Origin of the sequence: Streptomyces sp. CC53 (genome assembly GCF_001865245.1) — a bacterium.
Lineage (GTDB): Bacteria > Actinomycetota > Actinomycetes > Streptomycetales > Streptomycetaceae > Streptomyces.
The window spans coordinates 81,097-105,515 of record NZ_MKXB01000145.1 but is presented as its reverse complement, the minus strand read 5'-3'; the positions used below and the strand labels follow the sequence as shown (position 1 = coordinate 105,515).

Here is a 24,419-nt window from a genome sequence, read left to right as displayed (position 1 = left end):
GCGGAGGGACGCCCTCCGACGCGTCGACCCGCGCCCCGGCCGGAGGGATACCCTCCGGCGCGTCGTTCCGCGCCCCGGCCGGGGGGACGCCCAGCGGCGCGTCGACCAGGGCCGAGGGGCAGAGCCCGTTCGACCGGCGGGTCGTCCCCCTGGTCCGAAAGGTGACCGGGACCGTCCTCGGCCCCTACCAGACTGCCGTCGTCCGTATCGGTTTCGCCGCCACCTGGCTGTTCTTCCTGCTCCGCGAGTATCCGCACCGGCACGAGCTGTACGGCCCCGACGGCCCCTGGGGGTGGGACCTCGCCGAGCGGCTGATCACGGACAACCGCTCGTTCACCGTCCTGCTGTGGACGGATTCGGCGCTCTGGTTCGAGGCCGTGTACGCCCTGGCCGTCATCGGTGCGGCCCTGCTGCTGGTGGGCTGGCGCACCCGGGCGTCGTCCGTGCTGTTCATGGTGGGCGTCCTGTCGCTGCAGAATCGCTCCGTCTTCATGGGCGACGGCGGCGACAACGTCATCCACATCATGGCGGTCTACCTCACCCTCACGCGCTGCGGGCAGGTCTGGTCGCTGGACGCCCGGCGCCGGGCACGTGCCGCCGGCCGCGAAGGCGGCGCGTCCGACGTCGTGGGGCCGGTGCTGTGGTCGCTGCTGGGCCTCGGCCTGGTCGCCGCGACGCTTCACCGTCAGGTGACGGGCGAGGGCTGGTTCCTGGGTTTCCTGTGGCTGCTGTGGGTCGCGCAGGGCGTGTGGTGGCTCGTCTGCCGGTTCGCCCCGGGCCAGCCCCGCACCCTGCTCGACGTCATCGGGAACGCGGTGCACAACGCCACCCTCGGCGTGATCATGGCGGAGGTCTGCCTGATCTACGCCACCGCCGGCTGGTACAAGATCCAGGGCTCCCGGTGGCAGGACGGCACCGCGCTCTACTACCCGCTGAAGCTCGACTACTTCTCGCCCTGGCCCGCGCTGTCGGACCTGCTGGCGCACGGCAGTCTCGTGGTCATGATCATCACCTACGGCACGGTCATCGTGCAGGTCGCGTTCCCCTTCACCCTGCTGAACCGGCGGGTCAAGAACGTCCTCCTGACCGTGATGATCGCGGAGCACGCGGGCATCGCGGTGCTGCTCGGGCTGCCGTTCTTCTCCCTCGCGATGATCACCGCAGACGCGGTGTTCCTGCCGACCGTGTTCCTGCTGTGGACGGAGGGCCGGGTGCTGCGCGCAGGCCGCCGGCTCCGGCGAGCCGGGCGTGACCGGCTGCGGAGGTCCCGTTCCGACTCCGACAGCGGCAGCCACGGGCCCGGAGGCGGCGGCTCCGCGGACGCGGCAGGGGCGAGCGTTCCCGGTCAGCGGCCCGGCAGCGGGGACGCGGCGGGCCGTACCCTCGTCGGGTGAGCAGCGAGACCCCCACGGACACCGCCCTGCAGGCTCCCGGACCGGCCGACGGCACGGAGCCCCTGCAGTACGACGACGGCTTCGGCGACCAGGTCGGCGTCGGACCCCACCCGCGGCCCTGGCCGCAGGGTGAGCAGTACGACCCCGAGCTGCTCGCCCACGGGGACCGGCGCAACGTCGTCGACGGCTACCGCTACTGGACGCGTGAGGCGATCGTCGCCGACCTGGATACCCGCCGCCACGACTTCCACGTGGCCGTGGAGAACTGGGGCCACGACTTCAACATCGGCTCCGTCGTGCGGACCGCCAACGCGTTCCTCGCCAAGGAGGTCCACATCGTGGGCCGCCGGCGCTGGAACCGGCGCGGTGCCATGGTGACCGACCGCTACCAGCACGTGCGGCACCACCCCGACACCGAGGCGCTGACGGCGTGGGCCGAGGCGGAGGACGTGCCCGTCATCGGGATCGACAACCTGCCCGGCGCCGTGCCGCTGGAGCGGACCGTGCTGCCCCGGCGGTGTGTGCTGCTGTTCGGGCAGGAGGGGCCGGGGCTCACCGAGGAAGCCAGGAAGCACGCCCGCATGGTGTGCTCCATCGCCCAGTTCGGGTCGACCCGTTCGATCAACGCTGGTGCGGCCGCGGCGATCGCCATGCACGCCTGGGTCCAGCGGTACGCGACGATCGCCGGGCCGCCCGCGGGCTGACGGCCGGGCCGGGCGCCCGCCCCGAGCGGTGCTCGGGCCGGGCGGCGGACCGGAGCAGCGATCAGGCCGGGCGGCGGACCTCCACGATCCGGAAGCGGTTGGCGACGAACGCGCTGTCGCACAGCGCGGCGTTCGCCGCCGGGTTGCCGCCGGAGCCGTGGAAGTCGGAGAACGCGGCCGTCTGGTTGACGTAGACACCGCCCGTCAGGTTCAGCGACAGCTGCGCCGACTCCTCCAGGCACACCTCCTCGACGGCACGCTCCACGTCAGCCGACGTGGTGTAGGCGCCGACGGTCATCGCGCCCTTCTCCCGCACCGTGCGGCGCAGCAGCTCCAGCGCGTCGTCCGTGGAGTCCACGGCCACGGCGAAGGAGACGGGGCCGAAGCACTCCGACATGTAGGCCGCTTCCGCCTCCGGCTTGGAGCCGTCCAGCTTCACCATGAGCGGGGTGCGGACGACGGCGTCGGGGAAGTCCGGGTGGGTGATCTCGCGGGAGGACAGGGCGACCTCGCCGAGCTCCGCGGCCGCCTCCAGGCGGGCCTTGACGTCCGGGTTCACCAGGGCGCCGAGCAGCGCGTTCGCCCGTGCGTCGTCGCCCAGCAGGCCGTCGACCGCGGCCGCCAGATCGGTGACCACCTCGTCGTACGACTTGTGGCCCGCGTCCGTGGCGATTCCGTCCCGCGGGATGAGCAGGTTCTGCGGGGTGGTGCACATCTGGCCGCTGTACAGGGACAGTGAGAACGCCAGGTTGGACAGCATCCCCTTGTAGTTGTCGGTCGAGTCGACGACGACGGTGTTGACGCCGGCCTTCTCCGTGTACACCTGTGCCTGCCGGGCGTTCTGCTCCAGCCAGTCACCGAAGGACGTCGACCCGGTGTAGTCGATGATCCGGATCTCGGGCCGGACGGCGAGGGCCTTGGCGATGCCCTCGCCGGGCCGCTCGACGGCCAGTGCCACCAGGTTCGGGTCGAAGCCGGCCTCGGCCAGCACCTCGCGGGTGATCCGCACCGTCAGGGCGAGCGGCAGCACCGCGCGCGGGTGCGGCTTCACGAGCACCGCGTTGCCCGTCGCCAGTGAGGCGAACAGGCCGGGGTAGCTGTTCCAGGTCGGGAAGGTGTTGCAGCCGACCAGCAGGGAGACGCCCCGGCCGACGGCGGTGAAGGACTTGCGCAGCTCCAGCGGTTCCCGCTTGCCCTGGGGCTTCGACCACTCGGCCTCGACCGGGGTGCGGGTCTGCTCCGCGTACGCGTACGCCACCGCTTCCAGGCCACGGTCCTGCGCGTGCGGGCCGCCGGCCTGGAACGCCATCATGAACGCCTGACCGCTCGTGTGCATGACCGCGTGCGCGAACTCGTGCGTGCGCGCGCTGATGCGGGCCAGGACCTCAAGGCACACCAGCGCGCGGGTCTCCGCACCCGCGTCCCGCCAGGCCGCCAGGCCGGTGCGCATCGCGGGGAGCAGCTCGTCCACGTCCACGTGCGGGTACTCGACGCCGAGCGCCGGGCCGTACGGGGACACCTCGCCGCCCGTCCAGCCGTCGGTGCCGGGCTGGTCGAGCTCGAAGCGGGTGTTCAGGGCCGCCTGGTGGGCGGCGAGCCCGTCGGCCGCACTGAGGGAGCCGTTCTCCCCGTACGCCTTGGGGTGCTCCGGGTGCGGGGACCAGTAGGCGCGGGTCCGGATCGCCTCAAGGGCCTGGTCGAGCGTGGGCCGGTGCCTCTCGGCCAGGTGGTCGGGGGTCAGCTGCGCGGCGGCCATGGCGGACCAACTCCTCGGTGAGCTGGGCAGGGACAGGCGGACAGAGCTAGAGTAACCGAACGATCGGTCGGGACAAGGGGGTCTCTCGGACATGTGGACAACCCATCGGGAAGGATCGCCGGCATGACCGACACCGAGGCCACCACCCCGGCGGCGCGTTCCGCCGTCCCCCGAGGCAGCACCGTCGCCGTCGTCGGAACCGGCACCATGGGCCAGGGCATCGCGCAGGTCGCGCTGGTCGCCGGCCACCCCGTCCTCCTCTACGACGCCGCGCCCGGGCGGGCGGAAGCGGCCGCGACCGCCGTGCTCGACCGTCTGGACCGGCTCGTCGCCAAGGGCCGCCTCGCGCAGGACGCGCGGGACTCGGCCGCTTCCCGGCTGCGGCCCGCGGCCGTGCTCGACGAGCTGGCCGACGCCGCTCTCGTCGTCGAGGCGATCGTCGAGCGGCTCGACGTGAAGCAGGAGCTCTTCGCCGCGCTGGAGAAGACGGTCGCGGAAGACTGCCTGCTCGCCACGAACACCTCGTCCCTCTCCGTCACCGCCGTCGCCGGGGCGCTGCGCCACCCGGGCCGCTTCGTCGGCATGCACTTCTTCAACCCGGCGCCGCTGCTGCCGCTCGTCGAGATCGTCAGCGGCTTCGCCACCGACGAGGCCGCCGCCACGCGCGCCTACGACACGGCCGACGCATGGGGGAAGACGCCGGTCCGCTGCGCCGACACCCCCGGGTTCATCGTCAACCGGGTCGCCCGGCCCTTCTACGCCGAAGCCTTCCGGGTCCACGAGGAGAGGGGCGCCGATCCGGCCACCATCGACGCCGTCCTGCGGGAGTGCGGCGGCTTCAGGATGGGCGCCTTCGAGCTCACCGACCTGATCGGGCAGGACGTCAACGAGGCGGTCACCCGGTCCGTGTGGGAGTCCTTCTTCCAGGACCCGAAGTTCGCCCCTTCCCTGGCACAGCGCCGCCTCGTGGAGTCCGGCCGCCTCGGCCGCAAGACGGGCCACGGGTGGTACCCGCACGGCGAGGGCGACGAGCGCCCTGGGCCGCACACCGCCCCGCCGGCCGACCCGCCCGCGCACGTCACCGTCCGCGGCGACCTCGGACCGGCCGAGCCGCTGGTGGAGCTGATCGAGCAGGCGGGCATCGAGGTGCGCCGGCGCACCGGTGACGGCTGGATCGACCTGCCGTCCGACGGCCGCCTGTGCCTCGCCGACGGCGAGACGTCCGCGGAGTACGGGGACGACCAGATCATCTACTTCGACCTGGCACTCGACTACGCCTCCGCGCGCCGTGTCGCCCTCTCGACCTGCGACACCACCGCCCCGGAGGCGCTGAGCGAAGCGGTCGGGCTCTTCCAGGCCATCGGCAAGCAGGTCTCCGTCATCGGGGACGTCCCGGGCATGATCGTCGCCCGTACCGTGGCCATGCTGGTGGATGTCGCGGTGGACGCCGTCGACCGTGGCGTCGCGACGGCGGAGGACGTCGACACGGCGATGCGCCTCGGCGTGAACTACCCGCTGGGCCCGCTCGCCTGGGGCGAGAAGGTCGGCTACGCGCGCGTGGCCGGCCTCCTGAAGGAGATGCACAAGCGCTACCCCACGGGCCGTTACGCGCCGGCCCTGGGTACCGTGCGGCGCGGATACGCCGAGGACGCGAGGATCGACTGATGAGCACTCCCAGGCGGGACACCTACACCCCCGAGACCCTGCTCTCCGTGGCCGTCCGGGTCTTCAACGAGCGCGGCTACGACGGCACCTCCATGGAGCACCTCTCCAAGGCGGCGGGCATCTCGAAGTCGTCGATCTACCACCATGTGGCGGGCAAGGAGGAACTGCTGCAGCGGGCCGTCAGCCGCGCCCTGGACGGGCTCTTCTCGGTTCTGGAGGAGGAGCCCGCCCTCCAGGGCCGGGCCGTCGAGCGGGTCGAGTACGTGACCCGGCGCACCGTCGAGGTGCTGATGGACGAGCTGCCCTACGTGACGCTTCTGCTGCGGGTCCGCGGCAACACCCGGACCGAGCGCTGGGCCCTGGAGCGACGCCGTGAGTTCGACCAGCGCGTCGCGGACCTGATGAAGGCCGCCGCAGCCGACGGCGACCTGCGCCCGGACGTCGACATACGGCTCGCGACCCGCCTGCTGTTCGGCATGGTGAACTCGCTGGTCGAGTGGTACAAGCCCCAGCACGGCGACGGCACCGAGCGGCAGCAGCTCGCGGACGCCGTGGTCCACATGGCCTTCGACGGGTTGCGCGCCACCCACTGAGCGACGAACGCGCACGTTCCGCCGGGAGCCGGAGCGCCGTCGCGGCCGGTGGCGAGCGCCGACCGTCATCGAGGGCGGAACGCGGACCGCCCGCCGGGTGCGGCGGGACGCACGGTCCGAAGGGGTGGTGGAGCGCGCGCCGCCGAGCGGCCGACGAAGGGGCTGCCCGCCGGCCGGCGGACGCGCGGGCCCGATGCCCCTCGCGGAGGGGAGAACGCGGCGCCCACCGGGTGCCGGGCCGCGCCCCGGCCGAGGCGGGAAGAACGCGAAGCCGCCGCGACCACCCGGCGGCTTCGGCGTGCCAGGCGGCGGTCACATCTCTTCCGCCGCGATCCTCCGGTGGAGGTCCGTCTCCTCGAACACCAGCAGCGTCCGCGTGGACAGCACCTCGGGGATGGCCTGGAGCCTGGTCAGCACCAGCTCGCGCAGCGTCCTGTTGTCCGGGGTGTGCACGAGCAGCAGCACGTCGAAGTCGCCGCTGACCAGCGCGATGTGCGCGGCACCCGGCAGGGCCTGGAGCTTCTCGCGGACCGTGCGCCAGGAGTTCTGCACGATCTTGAGAGTGATGTACGCGGAGGCCCCCTGCCCCGCGCGTTCGTGGTTGACCCGGGCGCCGAAGCCGCGGATCACTCCGTCGTCGATCAGCCGGTTGATCCGCGCGTACGCGTTCGCGCGGGACACGTGTACGCGCTCGGCCACCGACCGGACCGACGCGCGGCCGTCCGTCTGGAGGATCCGCAGGATGTCGCGGTCGATGGCGTCGAGCGGACGCGGTGCCGGCACCTGGTCCTCGTCGCCCTGCGGCGCCCGGTCCCAGCTCGGGGCCATTTGTTCAGCTGCCATGTCCCCCCACCTCTCTCTCGTGGACGACCTGCTTCTATCCCAGGCTGTGCAGAACCGTTTGTCCACAGGCTGAGGGTGCCTGTGGCCAAATTGGCTCCACGACCGAACAATCGGTAGGTGAGGCGCGCCACATGCGCGCCGCCCCCGGGTCTTATGCCCACTCCCACGAGGAGGTGCTGTCATGACGGTCCAAGAGCTGCCCGGCGCGGCCTCTTACCGGCCCACGCCCCCGCCGGCGTGGAAGCCGCGCACCGACCCTGCGCCGCTGCTCCCGGACCCCGAGCCGTACCGCGTGCTCGGCACGGACGCCGTGGCCGGGTTCGCGCCCGAGCTGTTGCGCCGGCTCCACGCCGAGCTGGTGCGGGGCCGCCGCTACAACGCGCAGGCGACCGCGCTCACCAAGCAGGGCCGGCTGGCGGTGTACCCGTCCAGCACCGGTCAGGAGGCCTGCGAGGTGGCCGCGGCGCTGGTCCTGGAGGAGCGGGACTGGCTCTTCCCGTCGTACCGCGACACCCTGGCGGCCGTGGCGCGCGGCCTGGACCCCGTGCAGGCCCTCACGCTGCTGCGCGGCGACTGGCACACCGGCTACGACCCGCGCGAGCACCGCGTCGCCCCGCTCTGCACGCCACTCGCCACCCAGCTGCCGCACGCCGTGGGCCTCGCGCACGCGGCCCGCCTCAAGGGCGACGACGTCGTGGCCCTGGCGATGGTCGGCGACGGCGGCACCAGCGAAGGCGACTTCCACGAGGCGCTGAACTTCGCCGCGGTGTGGCAGGCGCCGGTCGTCTTCCTGGTGCAGAACAACGGCTTCGCGATCTCCGTCCCGCTGGCCAAGCAGACCGCGGCCCCCTCTCTGGCCCACAAGGCCGTCGGCTACGGCATGCCGGGCCGACTGGTCGACGGGAACGACGCGGTCGCCGTGCACCAGGTGCTGTCGGAGGCCGTGGACCGCGCCCGCAGGGGAGGCGGCCCGACCCTCGTCGAGGCCGTGACGTACCGCATCGACGCCCACACCAACGCCGACGATGCCACCCGCTACCGCGGGGACGGCGAGGTGGAGACGTGGCGGCAGCACGACCCGATCCGGCTCCTGGAGCAGGAGCTGACGGAGCGCGGGCTGCTCGACGAGGACGGCATCCGGCAGGCGGCGGACGCGGCCGAGGCGATGGCCGCGCGCCTGCGGGAGCGGATGAACGCGGACGCGGAACTCGAACCCATGGACCTCTTCGACCACGTCTTCGCGGAGCAGACCGGGCAGCTGCGCGAGCAGGCCGCGCAGCTGCGGGCCGAGCTGGCAGCCGAAGTGGAAGGTGACGCCCGATGACCACCGTGGCAGCCAAGCCCGCCACCCTGGCCCAGGCTCTTCAGCGCGCCATGCGCGACGCGATGGCCGAGGACCCCACCGTCCACGTGATGGGCGAGGACGTCGGCACGCTCGGTGGCGTCTTCCGCGTCACCGACGGACTCGCCAAGGAGTTCGGCGAGGACCGGTGCACGGACACCCCGCTCGCGGAGGCCGGAATCCTCGGCACCGCCGTCGGCATGGCGATGTACGGGCTGCGCCCGGTCGTCGAGATGCAGTTCGACGCGTTCGCCTATCCGGCCTTCGAGCAGCTCATCAGCCACGTCGCCCGGATGCGGAACCGGACGCGCGGCGCCATGCCGATGCCCCTCGTCGTCCGCGTCCCGTACGGCGGTGGGATCGGCGGTGTCGAGCACCACAGCGACTCGTCCGAGGTGTACTACATGGCGACTCCGGGGCTCCATGTCGTCACACCCGCCACGGTCGCCGACGCGTACGGCCTGCTGCGCGCCGCCATCGCCTCCGACGACCCGGTGGTCTTCCTGGAGCCGAAGCGCCTCTACTGGTCCAAGTCCGACTGGTCGCCCGACGCCCCGACGCAGGTGGAGCCGATCGGCCGCGCCGCCGTCCGGCGCACCGGCCGCAGCGCCACCCTCATCACCTACGGCCCGTCCGTGCCCGTCTGCCTGGAGGCAGCCGAGGCCGCACAGGCCGAGGGGTGGGACCTGGAGGTCGTCGACCTCCGGTCCCTGGTGCCGTTCGACGACGAGACGGTGTGCGCGTCCGTGCGGCGCACCGGTCGCGCGGTCGTCGTCCACGAGTCCGGCGGGTTCGCCGGACCGGGCGCCGAGATCGCCGCCCGGGTCACCGAGCGCTGCTTCCACCACCTGGAGGCCCCCGTGCTGCGGGTGGCGGGCTTCGACATCCCGTACCCGCCGCCGATGCTGGAGCGGCACCACCTGCCGGGTGTCGACCGGATCCTCGACGCGGTCGCCCGACTGCAGTGGGAGGCGGGGAGCGGATGGCTCAGGTGTTGGAGTTCAAGCTGCCCGACCTCGGTGAGGGGCTCACCGAGGCGGAGATCGTCCGGTGGCTCGTCGCCGTCGGGGACGTCGTGGTCGTCGACCAGCCGGTCGTGGAGGTGGAGACCGCCAAGGCCATGGTGGAGGTGCCCTGCCCGTACGGGGGTGTGGTCACCGCGCGGTACGGCGAGGAGGGCGAGGAGCTGCCCGTGGGTGCGCCGCTGCTGACCGTCGCGGTCGGTGCCGACGCCCGGCCTGACGGCGCCGCGCCTGCCCCCCCGGCCGGCGGGACTACCGGCGCCGACGGCGCCGACGGCGCCGACAAGGCGGCCCCCGCTGCGGAGGGCTCCGGAAACGTGCTGGTCGGCTACGGCACCTCCGCCCCCGCCGCACGGCGGCGCCGGGTGCGCGCGGGCGCTTCCCCCACGGCGCCCGCGCCCACCGCCGTCCCGGCCCCTGCGGCGGCGGCTCCCGCCGCGCCGCAGAGTCCGCCTGCTGACGGGCCGGTACCGGTGATCTCGCCGCTGGTGCGGAAGCTGGCACGGGAACGGGGCATCGATCTGCGCACGGTGCGCGGTTCCGGCCCCGACGGGCTGATCCTGCGCGCTGACGTCGAGCGACTGTCGGCGGTCCCGGCAGAGGAGGCCGTCCCGGCCGCCCCGGTGGCTCCCGCCGCGCAGGGCTCCGGGGAGCGGGTGCCGCTGCGCGGGGTGCGGGGCGCCGTGGCCGACAAGCTGAGCCGCAGCCGCCGGGAGATCCCCGACGCCACCTGCTGGGTGGACGCCGACGCGACCGAGCTCATGGCCGCCCGCGCCGCCATGAACGCCGCGGGCGGTACCAAGATCTCCCTGCTGGCGCTGCTCGCCCGGATCTGCACCGCCGCGCTCGCCCGCTACCCGGAGCTCAACTCGCGGGTGGACATGGAAGCGAGGGAGATCGTCCGGCTGCCCGAGGTCCACCTCGGCTTCGCCGCACAGACCGAGCGGGGCCTCGTCGTCCCCGTGGTCCGCGACGCGCACACCCGGGACGCGGAGTCCCTGACGGCGGAGTTCGCCCGGCTGACGGAGGAGGCCCGCAAGGGGGCGCTGACCCCTGCGGACTTGACGGGGGGGACGTTCACGCTGAACAACTACGGCGTGTTCGGGGTGGACGGCTCCACGCCGATCATCAACCACCCCGAGGCCGCGATGCTGGGCGTGGGCCGGATCGTGCCGAAGCCCTGGGTGCACCAGGGCGAACTGGCGGTACGTCAGGTCGTCCAGCTGTCGCTGACCTTCGACCACCGGATCTGTGACGGGGGCACGGCAGGCGGCTTCCTGCGGTACGTGGCGGACTGCGTCGAACAGCCCGCGGTGCTGCTGCGCACCCTGTGACGACACGGGGCGGTACGCCACGGCGGGTACCGCCCCGGGTGCCTCGTGCTGCGCGGCCGGCTATGCGGCGGGGAGGCGCTTCGTGCTGCGCGGCCCGGCTATGCGGCGGGGAGGCGTCTCGTGCTCCGCGGCCGGGGTATGCGGCGGGGAGCCGGCCCTGTGCTCCGCCCAGCGTTCCCGCCTCTTCACCCGCGCAGGAGTCCCTCACCCACTCCGGGGCCCCACGCAGGTCCTGGGGCATTGCGGTGTCTTTCCCTGAGAGGCCCCGGGCAGCCTCCCGGGGGCGCCCGGGGCCTCGGCACGGCCGCGACCTCCGTGCCGGAGGGCACGGCCGCGTCCTCCCTACGGGAAACGGCGGCGCAGGACGGAGTGAGGGGGGCTGGTCCTGCGGGTGAGCGCGGCGACCATACTGGGCGGGTGACCCGATTTGATGCCGTGGTACTGGCGGGCGGTGCCGCCCGGCGGCTCGGCGGGGCGGACAAGCCCGCGCTGAGCGTGGGCGGGCGCGCACTCCTGGACCGGGTGCTCGACGCTTGCGCGGACGCCGGGCGAGCCGTCGTCGTCGGTGGGCGCCGGGCCACCGCGCGGCACGTCGTCTGGGCCCGGGAGGAGCCGCCCGGAGGCGGCCCGCTCGCCGCGCTCGACGCCGGGGTGCGGCACGTGCAGGCCGACACGGTCGTCGTCCTGGGCGGGGACCTGCCCTTCCTCGACGCCGCGACCGTGCGCGGACTCGTCGACGCGCTCGACGGGGGCCGTACCGACGGGGGTCGTGTCGAGGCCGCACTCGCGGTGGACGCGGACGGCCGTGACCAGCCGCTCGTCGCCGCGTACCGCACGGAGCCGCTGCGCCGCGAGATCGCCCTCATCGCCGCCGAGCACGGCCGCCTCTCCGGCTTGCCCCTGCGGCTGCTGACGCAGGAACTCGACATCGCCCGCGTACCGGGCCGCCCTCTCGCGTCCTTCGACTGCGACACCTGGGAGGACCTTGCCGTGGCCCGGGCCCGCATCAGGGAGCATGGAACCGTGCTGGACGAATGGATCACCGCAGTCAAGGCCGAGCTGGGCATCGAGCTGGACGTCGACACCGGCGTCCTCCTGGACCTCGCGCGTGACGCCGCACATGGCGTCGCCCGCCCCGCCGCACCCCTCACCACGTTCCTCGTGGGCTACGCCGCCGCCAAGGCGCAGGACGCAGGCCCCGACGCCGTGGCCGAGGCGGCGCAGAAGGCCGCCGCGCTCGCGGCCCGCTGGGCGCAGGAGACGCCGGACGGGAACGGCGCCGGATGAACGAGCCGGACGTCGACGGTGTCGAGGAGGCCCTCGCCCTCGTGGGACGGCCCGCCCGGGTACCGGCGCACCCCGGCGGCACGCGGGACGCGTCCGCGGGCGCGCAGGCCGTGCACGGCGGGACGCCCTGGGCGCGGGCCCGCGACATCGCTGCCCGCGCCGGTCGCGACACGCCGGCGGGCACCGTGCGTACCCCGCTCACGGGGGCGCTCGGCAGGGTGCTGGCCGAGCCGCTGACCGCGCTCACCGACCTGCCGTCGTTCGACACCTCCGCCATGGACGGGTGGGCGGTCGCCGGGCCGGGCCCCTGGGAGGTCTTCACCACCGGGTCCCTGCTGGCCGGACACGGTGACGTACCGGCCCTGCCCGATGGTGCCGCCGTGCGCATCGCCACCGGTGCACGCGTGCCGCCCGACACCACGGCGGTCCTTCGCTCCGAGCACTCCCGCACCGACGCCGACGGCCGCCACGTGCACGCGCTGAAGGACGTCGTGCCCGGCCAGGACATCCGCTCCCGCGGCCAGGAGTGCCGGGCGGGTGAGCCGCTGCTGCCCGCGGCCACGGTCGTCACCCCGGCGGTCCTGGGACTCGCGGCCGCCGCCGGATACGACGCGGTCACCACGCTGGACCGGCCGCGTGTGGAGGTCCTGGTCCTCGGGGACGAACTGCTCGCCTCCGGCGTCCCGCACGAGGGGCTCATCCGCGATGCCCTCGGGCCGATGCTCGCTCCGTGGCTCCGGACCCTCGGAGTCGACGTCCTGGGCACCCGGCGCCTCGGTGACGACGCGGAGGCCCTGTACGAGGCGGTCACCGGGTCCTCGGCCGAGCTGGTGATCACGACCGGAGGCACCGCCTCGGGACCCGTCGACCACGTCCACCCCGTGCTGCACAGGGCAGGCGCCGAGCTGCTCGTCGACGGGGTGCAGGTCCGCCCGGGCCACCCGATGCTCCTGGCCCGGCTCGCCGAGGGCCGCCACCTGGTGGGCCTGCCCGGCAACCCCCTGGCCGCCGTTTCGGGACTGCTCACGCTCGCCGAGCCGCTGCTGCGCGAGGCCACCGGCCATCGTTCCCGGGCTGAGACGCACGTACCCGTGCGCGACGCGGTCCACGGGCATCCGCGGGACACCCGCCTCGTCCCGGTCGTCCACCGTGCGGGACAGGCGGTGCCGTTGCACTACAACGGTCCGGCCATGTTGCGGGGCCTCGCCGCGGCCGACGGACTCGCGGTCATCCCGGCGGGTGGCGCCAAGCCCGGTGATGCCCTGGAGATCCTCGGCCTGCCCTGGAGAAGCCCGATATCCGCCCTCGTCTCGGCGCCGTCCCCCGCCGGAGGTTTCACGTGAAACAGCCGGAGCCCCGCTCGGCCGGCCAGCGGCTGCTCACCGGCCAGCTCAAGCTCCCCCGCCAGATCGTGCAGCACCCCCTGCGCCAGGTCGCCAAGCGCTTGACCCTGGCCGCAGTGGTCCTGCTGTTCACCGGGCTGATCGTCGCGCTCGACCGCGACGGCTACAAGGACGGCGCCGACGGGCAGGTCAGCGTGCTCGACGCCTTCTACTACGCGACCGTGACCCTCTCGACCACCGGTTACGGCGACATCGTGCCCGTCTCGGACGCCGCCAGGCTCATCAACGTCTTCGTGGTGACGCCCCTGCGGGTGATCTTCCTGATCATCCTGGTCGGCACCACCCTCGAAGTGCTCGCGGAACGAACCCGTCAGGAATGGCGGGAGAAACGCTGGAGGCGCGCCTTGCGCGATCACACCGTCGTCGTCGGTTTCGGTACGAAGGGCCGCTCCGCACTGGAGACGCTCAGCGCCACGGGGCTGAAGAAGGACCAGGTCGTCGTCGTCGACCCGAACAGCGCGGTGATCGACCTTGCCAACGCCGACGGGTTCACCGGTGTCCTCGGTGACGCCACGCGCAGCGACGTCCTCCTACGGGCACAGGTGCAGAGGGCCGGCCAGATCATCGTCGCCACCCAGCGCGACGACACGGCCGTCCTCGTCACGCTGACGGCCCGACAGCTCAACCGCAGGGCGAAGATCGTCGCCGCCGTCCGGGAGGAGGAGAACGCCGCGCTGCTGCGCCAGTCGGGCGCCGACGCGGTCATCACCAGCGCGAGCGCGGCCGGGCGGCTGCTCGGCATGTCGGTCCTGAGCCCGAGCACGGGCACCGTGATCGAGGGGCTCATCCAGCGCGGTACGGGCCTGGACATCGTGGAGCGGCCGGTGACCAAGGCAGAGGCCGGGCGCGGTGTCCGGGAGACCGGCGACCTCGTGGTGAGCGTGCTGCGGGGGCACCGTCTGATCGGGTACGACGACCCGGAGGCCAGCCCCCTCCAGCTCACCGACCGAGTGATCACCATCGTGCGTGCCGTCAACGGATCGAACGCGTCGGCGCCTTCCGAGTAGCCTCGCGCCATGCATGCGATCACGATTCCGGAACCCGGTGGCCCCGACGCGCTCGTCTGGGCCGAGGTGCCCGATCCCGTGCCCGGCGAGGGCGAGGTCCTCGTCGACGTGGCGGCCACCGTCGTCAACCGCGCCGACCTGCTGCAGCGCCAGGGCTTCTACCCGCCACCGCCGGGCGCGCCCGTGTACCCGGGGCTTGAGTGCTCGGGGCGTGTGGCGGCCGTGGGTCCCGGCGCCACCGGCTGGGCCGTCGGCGACGAGGTGTGCGCCCTGCTGGCGGGCGGCGGGTACGCCGAGAAGGTGGCCGTCCCCGCCGGGCAGCTGCTGCCCGTACCGAAGGGCGTGGACGTCGTGACGGCGGCGGCACTGCCGGAGGTCGCCGCGACCGTCTGGTCGAACGTCTTCATGGTGGCGCATCTGCGGCCCGGCGAGACGCTGCTGGTGCACGGAGGGGCGAGCGGCATCGGGACCATGGCCATCCAGCTCGGCAAGGCGGTGGGAGCGCGCGTCGCGGTGACCGCCGGAAGCCCGGACAAGCTGGCGCGGTGCGCCGAACTCGGTGCGGACGTGCTCATCGACTACCGGGAGCAGGACTTCGTGCAGGAGGTGCGCAAGGCGACGGGCGGTGCCGGGGCGGACGTCATCCTGGACATCATCGGCGCCAAGTATCTGGAGCGGAACGTGGAGGCGCTGGCTGTCAACGGACGGCTGGCCGTCATCGGCCTCCAGGGCGGCAGGAAGGCCGAATTGAACCTCGGCGCGCTGCTCGCCAAGCGGGCCGCCGTCACGGCGACCTCGCTGCGCGGCCGGCCCCTCACGGAGAAGGCCGCCATCGTCGCGGCCGTCCGGGAGCACGTCTGGCCGCTGGTGGCGGCGGGCGCGGTGCGTCCCGTGGTGGACCGGGTCCTGCCCATGACGGCGGCGGCGGAGGCCCACCGGGTGCTGGAAGACAGCACGCACGTCGGCAAGGTCCTGCTGACCGGCCCCTCAGCGAGCTGACGGGAGACACGGAGGCCCGGCATCCCTCGGGAGGGTGCCGGGCCGTTCTTGCTGTCGTGCGGGTCCGTGACCGCCGCGGGACCGCAGGGGGCGGGTACGTGCGAGCGCGGGTCACGAATAGGCCCGCACGCCCACGTGCTTGAGCCTGCGTCAGCCCGCCGCACGCGCCTGAGCGCAGCACGCGCCGGGCCATCGCCGGCGTCCGGCCTCCGCACGCCGGCAGCGCGCACCGGCGCCCGCGCGTGCGCCGAGCGGCCACCTGGGGTCATGCGCGGACGGTTTCAGCACCCACGCGGGGCCGGCCCACCGTGCGGGTCCAGCGCCCGAGCCGGGCGGGCCTTCGCGCGGAGCCTTCGCCGGTGTCGGGCCCGCAGGGCGTGCCGCCCGGCCGGCCGTCCCTCGCCGGGCGGCCGGGAAGCCGGTACGGGATCAAGACCGTGTGCCGTACCGCTCATGCGCCTGAACACACGTCACCCCTGCGGCCGGCCGCCTCCACCCGCGCTCCCCGCGGCCTCACGTCACAGGTACGGGCCGCCCGTACGGGTGGCGTTGGGCCCCTGCTGGTCGTCGTCGCTGCCGCCCGCACCCGCCGGGAGCGCCCGGCGCATCTGCTCCAGCTGGGCGCGAGCCGCCATCTGCTGGGCGAACAGCGCGGTCTGGATACCGTGGAAGAGGCCCTCAAGCCAGCCGACCAACTGAGCCTGCGCGATGCGCAGTTCCGCGTCCGACGGCACGCCGTCGTCCGTGAACGGCAGGGAGAGCCGCTCCAGTTCCTCGACGAGCTCCGGCGCCAGGCCCTCCTCCAGCTCCTTCACCGAGCTGTGGTGGATCTCCTTGAGCCGGACGCGGCTGGCCTCGTCGAGAGGTGCCGCCCGCACCTCCTCCAGCAGTTGCTTGATCATGCTGCCGATCCGCATGACCTTCGCAGGCTGCTCGACCATGTCCGTGACCGGGACCTCGCGCACCTCGTCGTCATGCCCACCGGCGAGCGCCATACCGTCCTGTCCGACGATGAGGACGTGCGGGCTGTCCTGCGACCGTTCATTCCTCGGCATCTCCATGCCGCCATTCTCTCGTACAGATGCGTCACCCCACGGTGTGCCCCCGCACGGGGGTGATCCACCCTCGCGCAGGGGCACACCGCGGTCACGTGCCCGCCTGCCGGCTCCGGCCGCCGGGGCAGGCCCCGCGGTCGCCCGCCTCGCGGCACGCGCCCGGTCACGTCAGAGCTGCGTGCCGCTCACCGGCCCGGACCGCTCAGGCCTCCGCGCGGCGGGCCACGGCGCCACGCGACCGGGTGAGCAGGGCGGCCAGCACCGCCGCGCCGAGCGGAACGGCGACGAGCAGCGCGCCCAGAGTGGGCCAGGGGACGACAATGGGCACGCTGGGTACGGTGCCGAGGCCCACACCGCCGGCGGCGAGCTGCTCCTCGTACCAGTCCAGCGCCTGGCGCCGCTCGGTGAGCCGCAGCCCGATCGCGGGCAGCACCCCGGCGGCCGATCCGAGCAGCACGCCCATCGCGGCCACCACCCCGCACTGGAACCCGCTGAGGGTGCGGCGCACGCGGTTCGGTGCCCCCACGGCGGCCAGCGTCCGCAGGTCGGCCTCCGCGTCGGCCTGGGCGAGGCCCGTGGCGATACCGGCCGCGCCGAGGGTGATCAGACCGGCGAAGACGGTCAGCGCCAGCAGCACGATGCCGTACTCGCTGACATAGCCCGATTCGACGTGCAGGTCGGCGTCGATGCCGGAGTGGGCCACGGCGGCGTCGAGCTTCTGCTTCTGCTCGGAGCTCGGCGGCTGGTGTGTCGAGTAGTACGAGCCGAGGGGCACCGTGGCCAGACCGGCCGCCTTGGCGGTGGCGGGGCTCATGACCGCGTTGACGCCGTAGGACTCGACGTCGTCCGCGAGCTGGTAGGCCTGGAGGGACCGCACCGCGCCCTCGGGCTCCTTGCCCTGCTCGGCGGCGCGGTCGGCCTTCTCGGTGTCGGTGACGATCCGCAGCGCGATCGTGCCGTCCCCACCGATCTGCGCCTTCCAGAAGGAGACGACCTCACCGGCGGCCAGGGCCCGGGCGGCGGCCGGGTCGTCGACGCCGAGCACCGCCAGCAGCTTCTCGTCGCCGATCAGGAAGCCGTTCTCCGTGGGGACGAAGCCGTAGCCGCGGGAGGCGCAGCGCCAGTCCTGGGCGAAGCCGCGGCGCTCCTCCGGCGAGAACGCCGCCTCGGGGTCCGGGCTGTTCCACAGCGGGCACTCGTTGGCCTCGGGGATGACCACCTCCAGCCTGCCGCAGCCCGGCTCGCCGCCCCACGGGTTGCAGGTCGGCTTGCCGACGGTCACACGGGACACGTCGGCCCGGACGTCGACCGGCAGGTTCTTCTGCACGGCGTCGCGGATCGCCGGGACGTCCCGGCCGCCGTCCACCGTCACCAGCGCGGCGACCGCGCCGTGCGGCAGCCGCGCCTGGTACTCGGCACGGTCCTGCGCGTCGCTGCTGCTCGCGTACGTGGCCACGGCGACGGTGCCGGCGACGGCCGCCAGGACCGCGGCCACCGCGGGAGCCGTGCGCCCCCGGTTGCGGACGGCGTCGCGCAGGGCCAGCCGGGGCGACAGCGGCAGCCAGCGGCCGATGCGGCCGAACAGCCCGACCAGCATGGGCGTCATGGCGACGACGCCCAGCTCCGCCAGGGCGCTGCCGCCGACCACGACGGCGAACTGGTCGCTGAACACCGACCCGTACAGTGCGACGGTAGCGCCGAGCAGGGTGGCGACCAGTCCGACGACGGGCAGCACGCGGCTGCTCCTACGGACTCCGCGGCGTCCCGTGAGCGAGGCCAGCACGGTCTCGCGGGACGCGGTGACCGCCGGCACGATGGCGGCCAGCAGGCCGGTGAGCACGGCGAGCAGGGCGATGCCGAGCAGTTCCAGCGGCCGGATGTCGAAGACCCCGAAGCGTTGTCCGATGGTCTCCTCCAGCCACGGCTGGAGGGCGAAGGTGAGGACCACGCCCAGGACGGTGCCGACGACGGCCGCGGCGACGCCGACGACCAGACCGCCGGCCAGGGCGATGGAGCGGATGTGGCGGCGGTCGCCGCCGTTGGCGCCCACCAGGCCGAGCTGGCGGCGGGAGCGGCGCGCACCGACGGCGAACGCGGGGCCGGCCAGCAGGCAGATCTCCAGCATGGCGAGACCCGCGACGGTCGCGGCGGCCATGAGGGCGAGCCGCTCCGCGCCGGGAGAGTCGTCGTACCAGCCCGAGTCCTCCTGCTGGAACAGCGGAACCTCGGCGCGGTCGGGCGGGTCGATCAGGACCGTGCGGGACACGACCCTCACGCCCTTGGCGTTCGCCTCCTGGACCATGTTCCACGTGAAACCCTCGCCGTGTGCCCCGTCGCCGAGGGCGAGCAGGTAGCTGACGGAGGGCCCTGCCGCGGAGCGGCCGTCGGCTTCGAGGGCCTTGCCGAGCGGACCCAGCAGCGCGCCGGGAAGGACGGTGACCTGCAAGGCGTCGAGTTCGTCGGGGAGCTCGTACACCCCGACGATCTCGTACGAGCGGTCGAGTCCGCGGGCGGTGAGCCGCGAGCCCACCGCCAGGCCGCTGTCCCGCAGGAAGCCGCCCGTGACCGCGACCTCGTCGTCCCGCTCGGGGAAGCGCCCCTCCAGCAGCGGCATCATGCCGCGGACGAGCGGGTCGGACGCCTTGATCTCGCGGACGTCGGTGCCGAGCAGGCCGTGGGCGGTGCTCAGCTTGGCGAAGCCGTTGGCGTCGGCCAGCACCCGAGACCCCGCCGGGAACGCCTTGGCGACGTCCGTCGACCCGTCCGGGTACGGCTGTCCGACCGCCGGTTCCTTCGCCGGGGTGGACACCCTGCCGTCAGGGCTCTGGAAGACGGCCGCACCGCCGGTCTCGGCGTCGATCAGGCGGGCGTCGGCGGCGCCGAGGAGACGGGTGGCCTTCTCCTGCGGGGAAAGCTCCGCGCTGCGCAGTGTCAGGTCGGCGGCGCTGACGCCCAGGATCGGCAGCGCGATCATGGCCAGGACGAGGAAGCTGCGCCCCTTGAAGCGCCAGGCGTCGCGGCGGGCGATCCGCACTGCGGCACGCCAGGAGTGGAACCAGTTCGTCACTGCGGGCCGCCCGCCTGACCGGCCGCCCCCAGGGGGCCGCCCTGGGGGCCGGTGGGGGCCGCGAGCAGGGACTCGGCGTCGCTGCGTACGGTCTGGTCGACGACCGAGCCGTCCCGCAGGAACACCACGCGGTCCGCCCAGGCGGCGAACCGCGGCTCGTGCGTGACGAGGACCGCGGCGGCGCCGGCGTCGCACCGGGTGCGCAGCAGCGCGAGAACGGACTCACCGGTCTCGGAGTCGAGGGCGCCGGTCGGTTCGTCGGCGAGGACGAGCCGCCGATCGCCGACGAGGGCGCGGGCGATGGCGACCCGCTGCTGCTGGCCGCCGGACATCTCGTCGGGGAAGCGGTCGGCGAGGTGGCCGAGGTTCATCTCCTCCAGGGCGGCGAGCGCCTCGGTGCGGGCCCGGCGGGCGGGGGTCCCGTCCAGTTCGCGGGGGAGGGCGACGTTCTCCGCGGCGGTGAGCGCCGGTATGAGGTTGTAGTCCTGGAAGACGTAGCCGATGCTCCCGCGGCGCATCGCGGCGATCGTGCTCCGGTCGGCGGAGCTGATGTCGGTGCCCTCGACGATGACTTCCCCGGAGGTGGGGGTGTCCAGCCCGCCCGCGAGGGTGAGCAGCGTGGACTTCCCGGAGCCGGAGGGGCCCATGACGGCGACCAGTTCGCCGGGGAAGACGTCGAGGTCGATCCCGCGCAGAGCGTGGACCTCCGTGGCGCCGCTGCCGTGGACGCGGGTCAGCTTGCTCAGCCGCAGGACGGGCCGGTGAGGCGGCTGTGACGTGAGTGGCATGGATGGTGACAAGGAAGGATCCCCCTTGGCGTACGCGGACGGCGCCGGGTACGGAGCGGTGTCGGTGTGCGTGGTCGGGCCCACGGGCGGGGTGGCGGGCCGGTGGTAGGGATGGGTGTGGTGGGTGGGTCGGTGCGGGCCGGTGGGGTGAGGGACGGAGGGAACGCCGCCCCGTGAGGCAGGGTCGTCCCCGGGCGGAGGCACTGCCGCCCACCCCCGGCGAGGGACCGCCGGTGCGAGCCCGGACCACTCGGCCGGCCCGATCCCGGCACGGTCCGGCGCGGCCCGAGCGGGGTGGTGCCTTCCGTGGTCGGCCGCGGGTGCCGTCCCGTAGACGGTCGCCGTCGCCTTCCGGTCGTCCCGGTCCGGACCGGGACGACCGGAAGGAAGGGCAGCCTCCGCCGGCCTGACCCGGCCCGTTGGCCCGGCCGGGTACGGCCCGCCGACCCGTGCGCCGGGGCGCGGGCGCCCGGCGGGGCGGTATCGGAGCCGCCCGGCAGCCGCCGGCACCGCCCGCCGTGCGCCGCGGCCGGGTCCGGTACTCGGACGGTCGACGACGGATCGTCCCCGTCCTCGGGGGCCGGCCCCTGCACCCGCCGCCACGTGCGGGGACGCGCCCTACGCCCGCCCCGAAGCGGCCGGCGCCTGCCGGGAGGCGGCCCGTGCCTGCCCCGCAGCGTCCGGGCCCGCGTCGGGCGCCGGGGCCGGGGTGGGCTCCTCCCCCGTGGCGGAGACCGCGGCCGCGAGCCGGACGAGGCGGGCCTCGCAATGGTCGAGCCAACGCGCCTCGGCCTCGGTCTGGAAGATCAGCTGCTCCAGCACCAGCAGCCAGGCGACGTCGTCGCGGTCCCGGGAGGAGACGGCGGCGCCCGCGCCCTCCAGGGCACCGAGCGCGCGGGCCTTGAGGCGGGTGTAGTCCTGCATGGCCTTCACGGTGTGGTGCCGCTGGGCCTGGATGACCGCGCGGATGTCGACGCCGGGGGCACCGACCGCCATCGCCAGCTTGATGGCGAGTTCGTCGCGCGCGGGGCTGGTCCGGTCGACGGGCCGCTCGTACCAGGTGCGCAGTTCCTCGCGCCCGGAGTCGGTGATGACGTACAGGGCGTGCCCCGCCGCGTCCTCGCCCTCCTGGGTGACCAGGCCGTCGCGCTCCAGTCGGTTGAGCGTCGTGTAGACCTGGCCGACGTTGAGCGGCCAGGTGGAGCCTGTGCGGGCCTCGAACTCCGTACGGAGTCGGGAGCCGTAGCGCGGGCCGCGTTCGAGGAGGGCCAGGAGCCCGTGGCGGATCGACATACTCAGTATGTATACCGGGTATGCCGTCGTCGGCAACCGACTGCAGAGGGACCGCGTGCCTCCCCCTCAAGGATGACCCGCAGGTCGGTGGAGGTGCTCAGCCGCGGCGCAGGCGCAGTCCGAGGAACCCGATGCCGGCACCCATGAAGGCGAGGCCGAGCCCCAGGGTCAGGACGGGGACCCGCCGGTCGACGGTGGTCCCGGTGGCCAGTGATCCCTGGTGGCGGGGCTCCGGGGAAGTGGTCGACCAGGGGAGGACGACCCCGGGGGACCCCGCCTTCGGGACGGCCTCCCACGCCGGTCCCCGCCGCGAGTGCGCGGCGGTCGCTGTCGCCGTCCTGTCGCGCGGGGAGGGCGAGGCCGCCGGCGAGGCAGAGGTGGATGCGGTGGCGGAGTCGGACGCGGACGGGCTCGGCAGGGGGGAGAACGGGAACGGGAACCGCCCCGGGCGGGGCCGCCCCACACCCTCCGGGCGCCCCGCCATCGACGGCAGCAGGGAGGGGCCGGGCCGGGCCGGTGCCGTGGAGGCGGGCGGCGACGCCTCCGGCGGGTCCTCGGACGCGGAGGCCCCCGGCGAGGCGCTCTCCGTGGGGGACGCCTCGGGCTCCGGTGGTCCTCCGCTGGGGCCGGGGCTCGGGCCGGTCGCGATCGGGGTGCCGGGCGCCGTCGTCGACCTGTTCCGGTCGGTGTACGCCTCCGTGGACGCGGAGGGCGCCGCGGAGGCCGCCGGCACTCCGGCCAGCCCACCGCCGAACAGGACGGCGGCCAGCCCCGCGGCCGCCCCGGTGGCCCGGCGCCTGCGGGCGGGCCGGGCGCCACCCGCGCGTGGACCGTCCGCACCGTCGCCGCACGGGGCCGCGGCCCGGCTCGGCACGGCGCCACGCGCGCGTACCTCGTCCGGAGGGGGGATGAGCGGTGGAGTCACGAGGGACCCCCTCCCGTGACGAGGTGCCGTGTCGTTGGGCTCAGCGTCACACAGCACTCGCACTCCGGCATCTCGCCGTTCCCGCGGTCGCGCCGTCCGGGGTTACTGGGCGCCGTAGCCGGTGGACACGGTGAGGGTGAACTCGACGTCCGACGGGTCGACCTCTTCGCGCTGCTTCGGGTACTGGTCCATGACGGCGCCCTCGCCGTACACGGCCTCGTCCTGGGGGATCTGCCGGGTGATCTTCCAGCCGGCCGCCTGGATGCACTGCTTCACCGAGGTGATGTGCTTGTACCGGAAGTCGGGCAGCTCGATCTTGGACGGGTCGCCGCTCGCCTCCTTGGGGTCCGTGCACTCCTTGGAGTCGATCGTCTTGCCGAGGTCAGGGCCCGTGTACTCGCGCTCTCCGGCATCCGCTGACGGGGTCGCACCCGCGGCACCGGTGCTCCCGGTGTCGTCGTCCTTGAGGTTGAGGACCGTGATCACGCCGCCGACGGCGATCAGGGCGACCACGATGGCGCCCACGACGACCGGCAGGTTCCGCCGGCCGCCCGAGCCGCTGCTGCCGCCGCCGGTGTAGGCGGTCGGGGGCGGGGTCGGGGCCGGGGTGGGGTACGGGCCGGGGGCCTGCTGGTGCGGGTAGCCGTACGCCGCCGGGGCGGGCGTCGGCGCCGGGGTGGGCGGTCCGTACGAGCCGGGGGCCGGGGTGACGTGCTGCGGCGGCTGGTACGGCGTCTGGACGGACCCGTGCGGGCCCGGCGCGGGGGTGCCGGAGTAGTCGACCGGGGGGAACACCGCGGAGCCCACGCCGGCCCCGCTGTTCGTGGGGGCGCCCTGCACGATGACCGGCGCGCCGGTCTGCCCCGCCGACAGCACCCGCAGGCACTCGTCGCGCATGGCGGCCGCGTCGGGGAAGCGCTCGTTCGGGTTCTTCTTCAGGGCCCGCGCGACGAGCGCGTCCATGGCGGGGGTCACCGCCCGGTTGATGGTCGACGGGACCGGCGGCTCCTCCTGCACGTGGGCGTAGGCGATGGCCAGCGGAGAGTCCGCGTCGAAGGGGAGGCGCCCGGTCAGCAGCTGGAACAGCATGATGCCGACCGAGTACAGGTCCGAGCGGGCGTCCACACCGCGGCCCAGCGCCTGCTCGGGGGAGAGGTACTGCGGCGTGCCGACGACCATGCCGGTCTGCGTCATCGACGTGACGCCCGACTGCATGGCCCGGGCGATGCCGAAGTCCATGACCTTGACGACGCCGCGCTTGGTGACCATCACGTTGCCCGGCTTGATGTCGCGGTGCACCAGGCCCATCTCGTGGCTGGTCTCCAGCGCGGCCAGCACGTCGGCCGTCACCTTCAGGGCCCTGTCGGCCGGCATCGCGCCCTGCGCCTGGACGTCCGCCGCGAGCACGGAGCCGAGGGGCCGGCCCTCCACGTACTCCATGACGATGTACGGCATGACGCCGCCGTCGCCCTGCGCCGGATCGGCGAAGGCCACGGTGTCCTCGCCGGTGTCGAAGACCGACACGATGTTCGTGTGCTGGAGCTTCGCCACGGCCTGCGCCTCGCGCCGGAAGCGTTCGCGGAAGGACTGCTCGCGGCCCAGCTCGGTGTGCAGCGTCTTGATGGCGACCTGGCGGTCGAGCGCGCTGTCGTACGCGAGGTACACCGACGCCATGCCGCCCTCGCCCAGCAGGTCCCGCAGCTGGTACCGGCCGTTCGCGACCGAACCGCCCGCGTAGCGGCCCCGGGCGCCGTCCTGGCTCATCTGTGCTTCCCCCTACGCGCGCATGGCCGCGGTGATCCTCATGTACGCGGCCAAGTCTGCCCCAGGCCACCGACACGTCAAGCCGCCCGCCCGTTCCGTGACCGTACGCGCAAGAAGCTTCTCGGAAGCGTTATGCGGCCGGAATCACACGGCACTCGATTTGCACAGGTGTACGGCT

The 24,419-nt window shown here is 74.0% G+C and carries 18 protein-coding genes and 1 pseudogene; 11 read left to right on the top strand and 8 right to left on the bottom strand.

Going from position 1 to position 24,419, the window contains the following annotated elements; all coding sequences use genetic code 11:
* Positions 1-161: 161 nt before the first annotated feature.
* Entirely contained in the window at positions 162-1,394 is a 1,233-nt protein-coding gene (locus BJP40_RS15530; protein ID WP_371258643.1) for an HTTM domain-containing protein, read from the top strand.
* A complete protein-coding gene (locus BJP40_RS15525; protein ID WP_071280866.1) occupies positions 1,391-2,098 on the top strand; it encodes a TrmH family RNA methyltransferase in 708 nt (235 codons plus the stop codon). The genes BJP40_RS15530 and BJP40_RS15525 overlap by 4 nt, the downstream gene beginning before the upstream one ends.
* Before the next feature lie 61 nt (positions 2,099-2,159).
* Here BJP40_RS15525 and paaN read toward each other — a convergent pair whose 3' ends face one another.
* On the bottom strand, positions 2,160-3,854 hold the full coding sequence (paaN, locus tag BJP40_RS15520; RefSeq protein WP_071280865.1) for a phenylacetic acid degradation protein PaaN: 1,695 nt from the start codon (positions 3,852-3,854) through the stop codon (positions 2,160-2,162).
* 123 nt (positions 3,855-3,977) lie between these two features.
* Here paaN and BJP40_RS15515 point away from each other — a divergent pair, with 123 nt between their 5' ends.
* Together BJP40_RS15515 and BJP40_RS15510 are read left to right on the top strand one after the other, a co-directional pair.
* Positions 3,978-5,519 carry a 3-hydroxyacyl-CoA dehydrogenase gene (locus tag BJP40_RS15515; protein ID WP_071280864.1) on the top strand — a complete coding sequence of 514 codons (1,542 nt, stop codon included), beginning with the start codon at positions 3,978-3,980 and terminating at the stop codon, positions 5,517-5,519.
* Positions 5,519-6,112, top strand: coding sequence for a TetR/AcrR family transcriptional regulator (locus BJP40_RS15510; protein WP_071280863.1), 594 nt, complete (start codon positions 5,519-5,521; stop codon positions 6,110-6,112). Before BJP40_RS15515 ends, BJP40_RS15510 begins: the two co-directional genes overlap by 1 nt.
* 312 nt (positions 6,113-6,424) lie before the next feature.
* On the opposite strand, the gene BJP40_RS15505 is transcribed toward BJP40_RS15510, so the two are convergent.
* Positions 6,425-6,955 carry an Lrp/AsnC family transcriptional regulator gene (locus tag BJP40_RS15505; protein WP_071266458.1) on the bottom strand — a complete coding sequence of 177 codons (531 nt, stop codon included), beginning with the start codon at positions 6,953-6,955 and terminating at the stop codon, positions 6,425-6,427.
* Between the two features lie 181 nt (positions 6,956-7,136).
* On the opposite strand from BJP40_RS15505, the gene pdhA reads away from it, so the two are divergent.
* From pdhA to BJP40_RS15470, 7 genes and pseudogenes are all read left to right on the top strand, one after another.
* A complete protein-coding gene (gene pdhA, locus BJP40_RS15500) occupies positions 7,137-8,279 on the top strand; it encodes a pyruvate dehydrogenase (acetyl-transferring) E1 component subunit alpha (protein WP_071280862.1) in 1,143 nt (380 codons plus the stop codon).
* Positions 8,276-9,277 (top strand): annotated as a pseudogene (locus tag BJP40_RS15495) (alpha-ketoacid dehydrogenase subunit beta); the annotation flags it as partial. The gene pdhA and the pseudogene BJP40_RS15495, both read left to right, overlap by 4 nt.
* A gap of 2 nt (positions 9,278-9,279) precedes the next feature.
* Positions 9,280-10,653, top strand: coding sequence for a dihydrolipoamide acetyltransferase family protein (locus BJP40_RS15490; RefSeq protein WP_071280861.1), 1,374 nt, complete (start codon positions 9,280-9,282; stop codon positions 10,651-10,653).
* 417 nt (positions 10,654-11,070) lie between these two features.
* On the top strand, positions 11,071-11,940 hold the full coding sequence (locus tag BJP40_RS15485; protein WP_071280860.1) for an NTP transferase domain-containing protein: 870 nt from the start codon (positions 11,071-11,073) through the stop codon (positions 11,938-11,940).
* Positions 11,937-13,283 (top strand): molybdopterin molybdotransferase MoeA, encoded by a 1,347-nt coding sequence (locus BJP40_RS15480; protein ID WP_071280859.1) that lies wholly within the window; start codon positions 11,937-11,939, stop codon positions 13,281-13,283. Before BJP40_RS15485 ends, BJP40_RS15480 begins: the two co-directional genes overlap by 4 nt.
* Positions 13,280-14,350, top strand: coding sequence for a TrkA family potassium uptake protein (locus BJP40_RS15475; RefSeq protein WP_071280858.1), 1,071 nt, complete (start codon positions 13,280-13,282; stop codon positions 14,348-14,350). The genes BJP40_RS15480 and BJP40_RS15475 overlap by 4 nt, the downstream gene beginning before the upstream one ends.
* A 9-nt stretch (positions 14,351-14,359) precedes the next feature.
* A complete protein-coding gene (locus BJP40_RS15470; RefSeq protein ID WP_071280857.1) occupies positions 14,360-15,349 on the top strand; it encodes an NAD(P)H-quinone oxidoreductase in 990 nt (329 codons plus the stop codon).
* A gap of 518 nt (positions 15,350-15,867) precedes the next feature.
* On the opposite strand, the gene BJP40_RS15465 is transcribed toward BJP40_RS15470, so the two are convergent.
* The 6 genes from BJP40_RS15465 to BJP40_RS15440 all read right to left on the bottom strand — a co-directional run bounded on the left by BJP40_RS15465 (position 15,868) and on the right by BJP40_RS15440 (position 24,241).
* On the bottom strand, positions 15,868-16,410 hold the full coding sequence (locus tag BJP40_RS15465; RefSeq protein ID WP_071280856.1) for a bacterial proteasome activator family protein: 543 nt from the start codon (positions 16,408-16,410) through the stop codon (positions 15,868-15,870).
* A 196-nt stretch (positions 16,411-16,606) separates the two neighbouring features.
* Positions 16,607-19,471 (bottom strand): FtsX-like permease family protein, encoded by a 2,865-nt coding sequence (locus BJP40_RS15460; protein ID WP_071280855.1) that lies wholly within the window; start codon positions 19,469-19,471, stop codon positions 16,607-16,609.
* Entirely contained in the window at positions 19,468-20,259 is a 792-nt protein-coding gene (locus tag BJP40_RS15455) for an ABC transporter ATP-binding protein (RefSeq protein WP_079171202.1), read from the bottom strand. The genes BJP40_RS15460 and BJP40_RS15455 overlap by 4 nt, the downstream gene beginning before the upstream one ends.
* Before the next feature lie 618 nt (positions 20,260-20,877).
* Positions 20,878-21,552 carry a PadR family transcriptional regulator gene (locus BJP40_RS15450; protein WP_071280854.1) on the bottom strand — a complete coding sequence of 225 codons (675 nt, stop codon included), beginning with the start codon at positions 21,550-21,552 and terminating at the stop codon, positions 20,878-20,880.
* Between the two features lie 97 nt (positions 21,553-21,649).
* Entirely contained in the window at positions 21,650-22,477 is an 828-nt protein-coding gene (locus tag BJP40_RS15445) for a hypothetical protein (RefSeq protein WP_143065952.1), read from the bottom strand.
* A gap of 102 nt (positions 22,478-22,579) precedes the next feature.
* Positions 22,580-24,241 (bottom strand): protein kinase, encoded by a 1,662-nt coding sequence (locus BJP40_RS15440; protein ID WP_071280852.1) that lies wholly within the window; start codon positions 24,239-24,241, stop codon positions 22,580-22,582.
* Positions 24,242-24,419 lie beyond the last annotated feature (178 nt).

Excerpts from the sequence above, each read along its gene's own strand:
- BJP40_RS15510 (WP_071280863.1), top strand. The coding sequence starts at position 5,519 with ATGAGCACTCCCAGGCGGGACACCTACACCCCCGAGACCCTGCTCTCC.
- BJP40_RS15465 (WP_071280856.1), bottom strand. The coding sequence starts at position 16,410 with ATGGAGATGCCGAGGAATGAACGGTCGCAGGACAGCCCGCACGTCCTC.
- paaN (WP_071280865.1), bottom strand. The coding sequence starts at position 3,854 with ATGGCCGCCGCGCAGCTGACCCCCGACCACCTGGCCGAGAGGCACCGG.
- BJP40_RS15515 (WP_071280864.1), top strand. The coding sequence starts at position 3,978 with ATGACCGACACCGAGGCCACCACCCCGGCGGCGCGTTCCGCCGTCCCC.
- BJP40_RS15440 (WP_071280852.1), bottom strand. The coding sequence starts at position 24,241 with ATGAGCCAGGACGGCGCCCGGGGCCGCTACGCGGGCGGTTCGGTCGCG.
- BJP40_RS15480 (WP_071280859.1), top strand. The coding sequence starts at position 11,937 with ATGAACGAGCCGGACGTCGACGGTGTCGAGGAGGCCCTCGCCCTCGTG.
- BJP40_RS15450 (WP_071280854.1), bottom strand. The coding sequence starts at position 21,552 with ATGTCGATCCGCCACGGGCTCCTGGCCCTCCTCGAACGCGGCCCGCGC.
- BJP40_RS15455 (WP_079171202.1), bottom strand. The coding sequence starts at position 20,259 with ATGCCACTCACGTCACAGCCGCCTCACCGGCCCGTCCTGCGGCTGAGC.
- BJP40_RS15490 (WP_071280861.1), top strand. The coding sequence starts at position 9,280 with ATGGCTCAGGTGTTGGAGTTCAAGCTGCCCGACCTCGGTGAGGGGCTC.
- pdhA (WP_071280862.1), top strand. The coding sequence starts at position 7,137 with ATGACGGTCCAAGAGCTGCCCGGCGCGGCCTCTTACCGGCCCACGCCC.
- BJP40_RS15505 (WP_071266458.1), bottom strand. The coding sequence starts at position 6,955 with ATGGCAGCTGAACAAATGGCCCCGAGCTGGGACCGGGCGCCGCAGGGC.
- BJP40_RS15470 (WP_071280857.1), top strand. The coding sequence starts at position 14,360 with ATGCATGCGATCACGATTCCGGAACCCGGTGGCCCCGACGCGCTCGTC.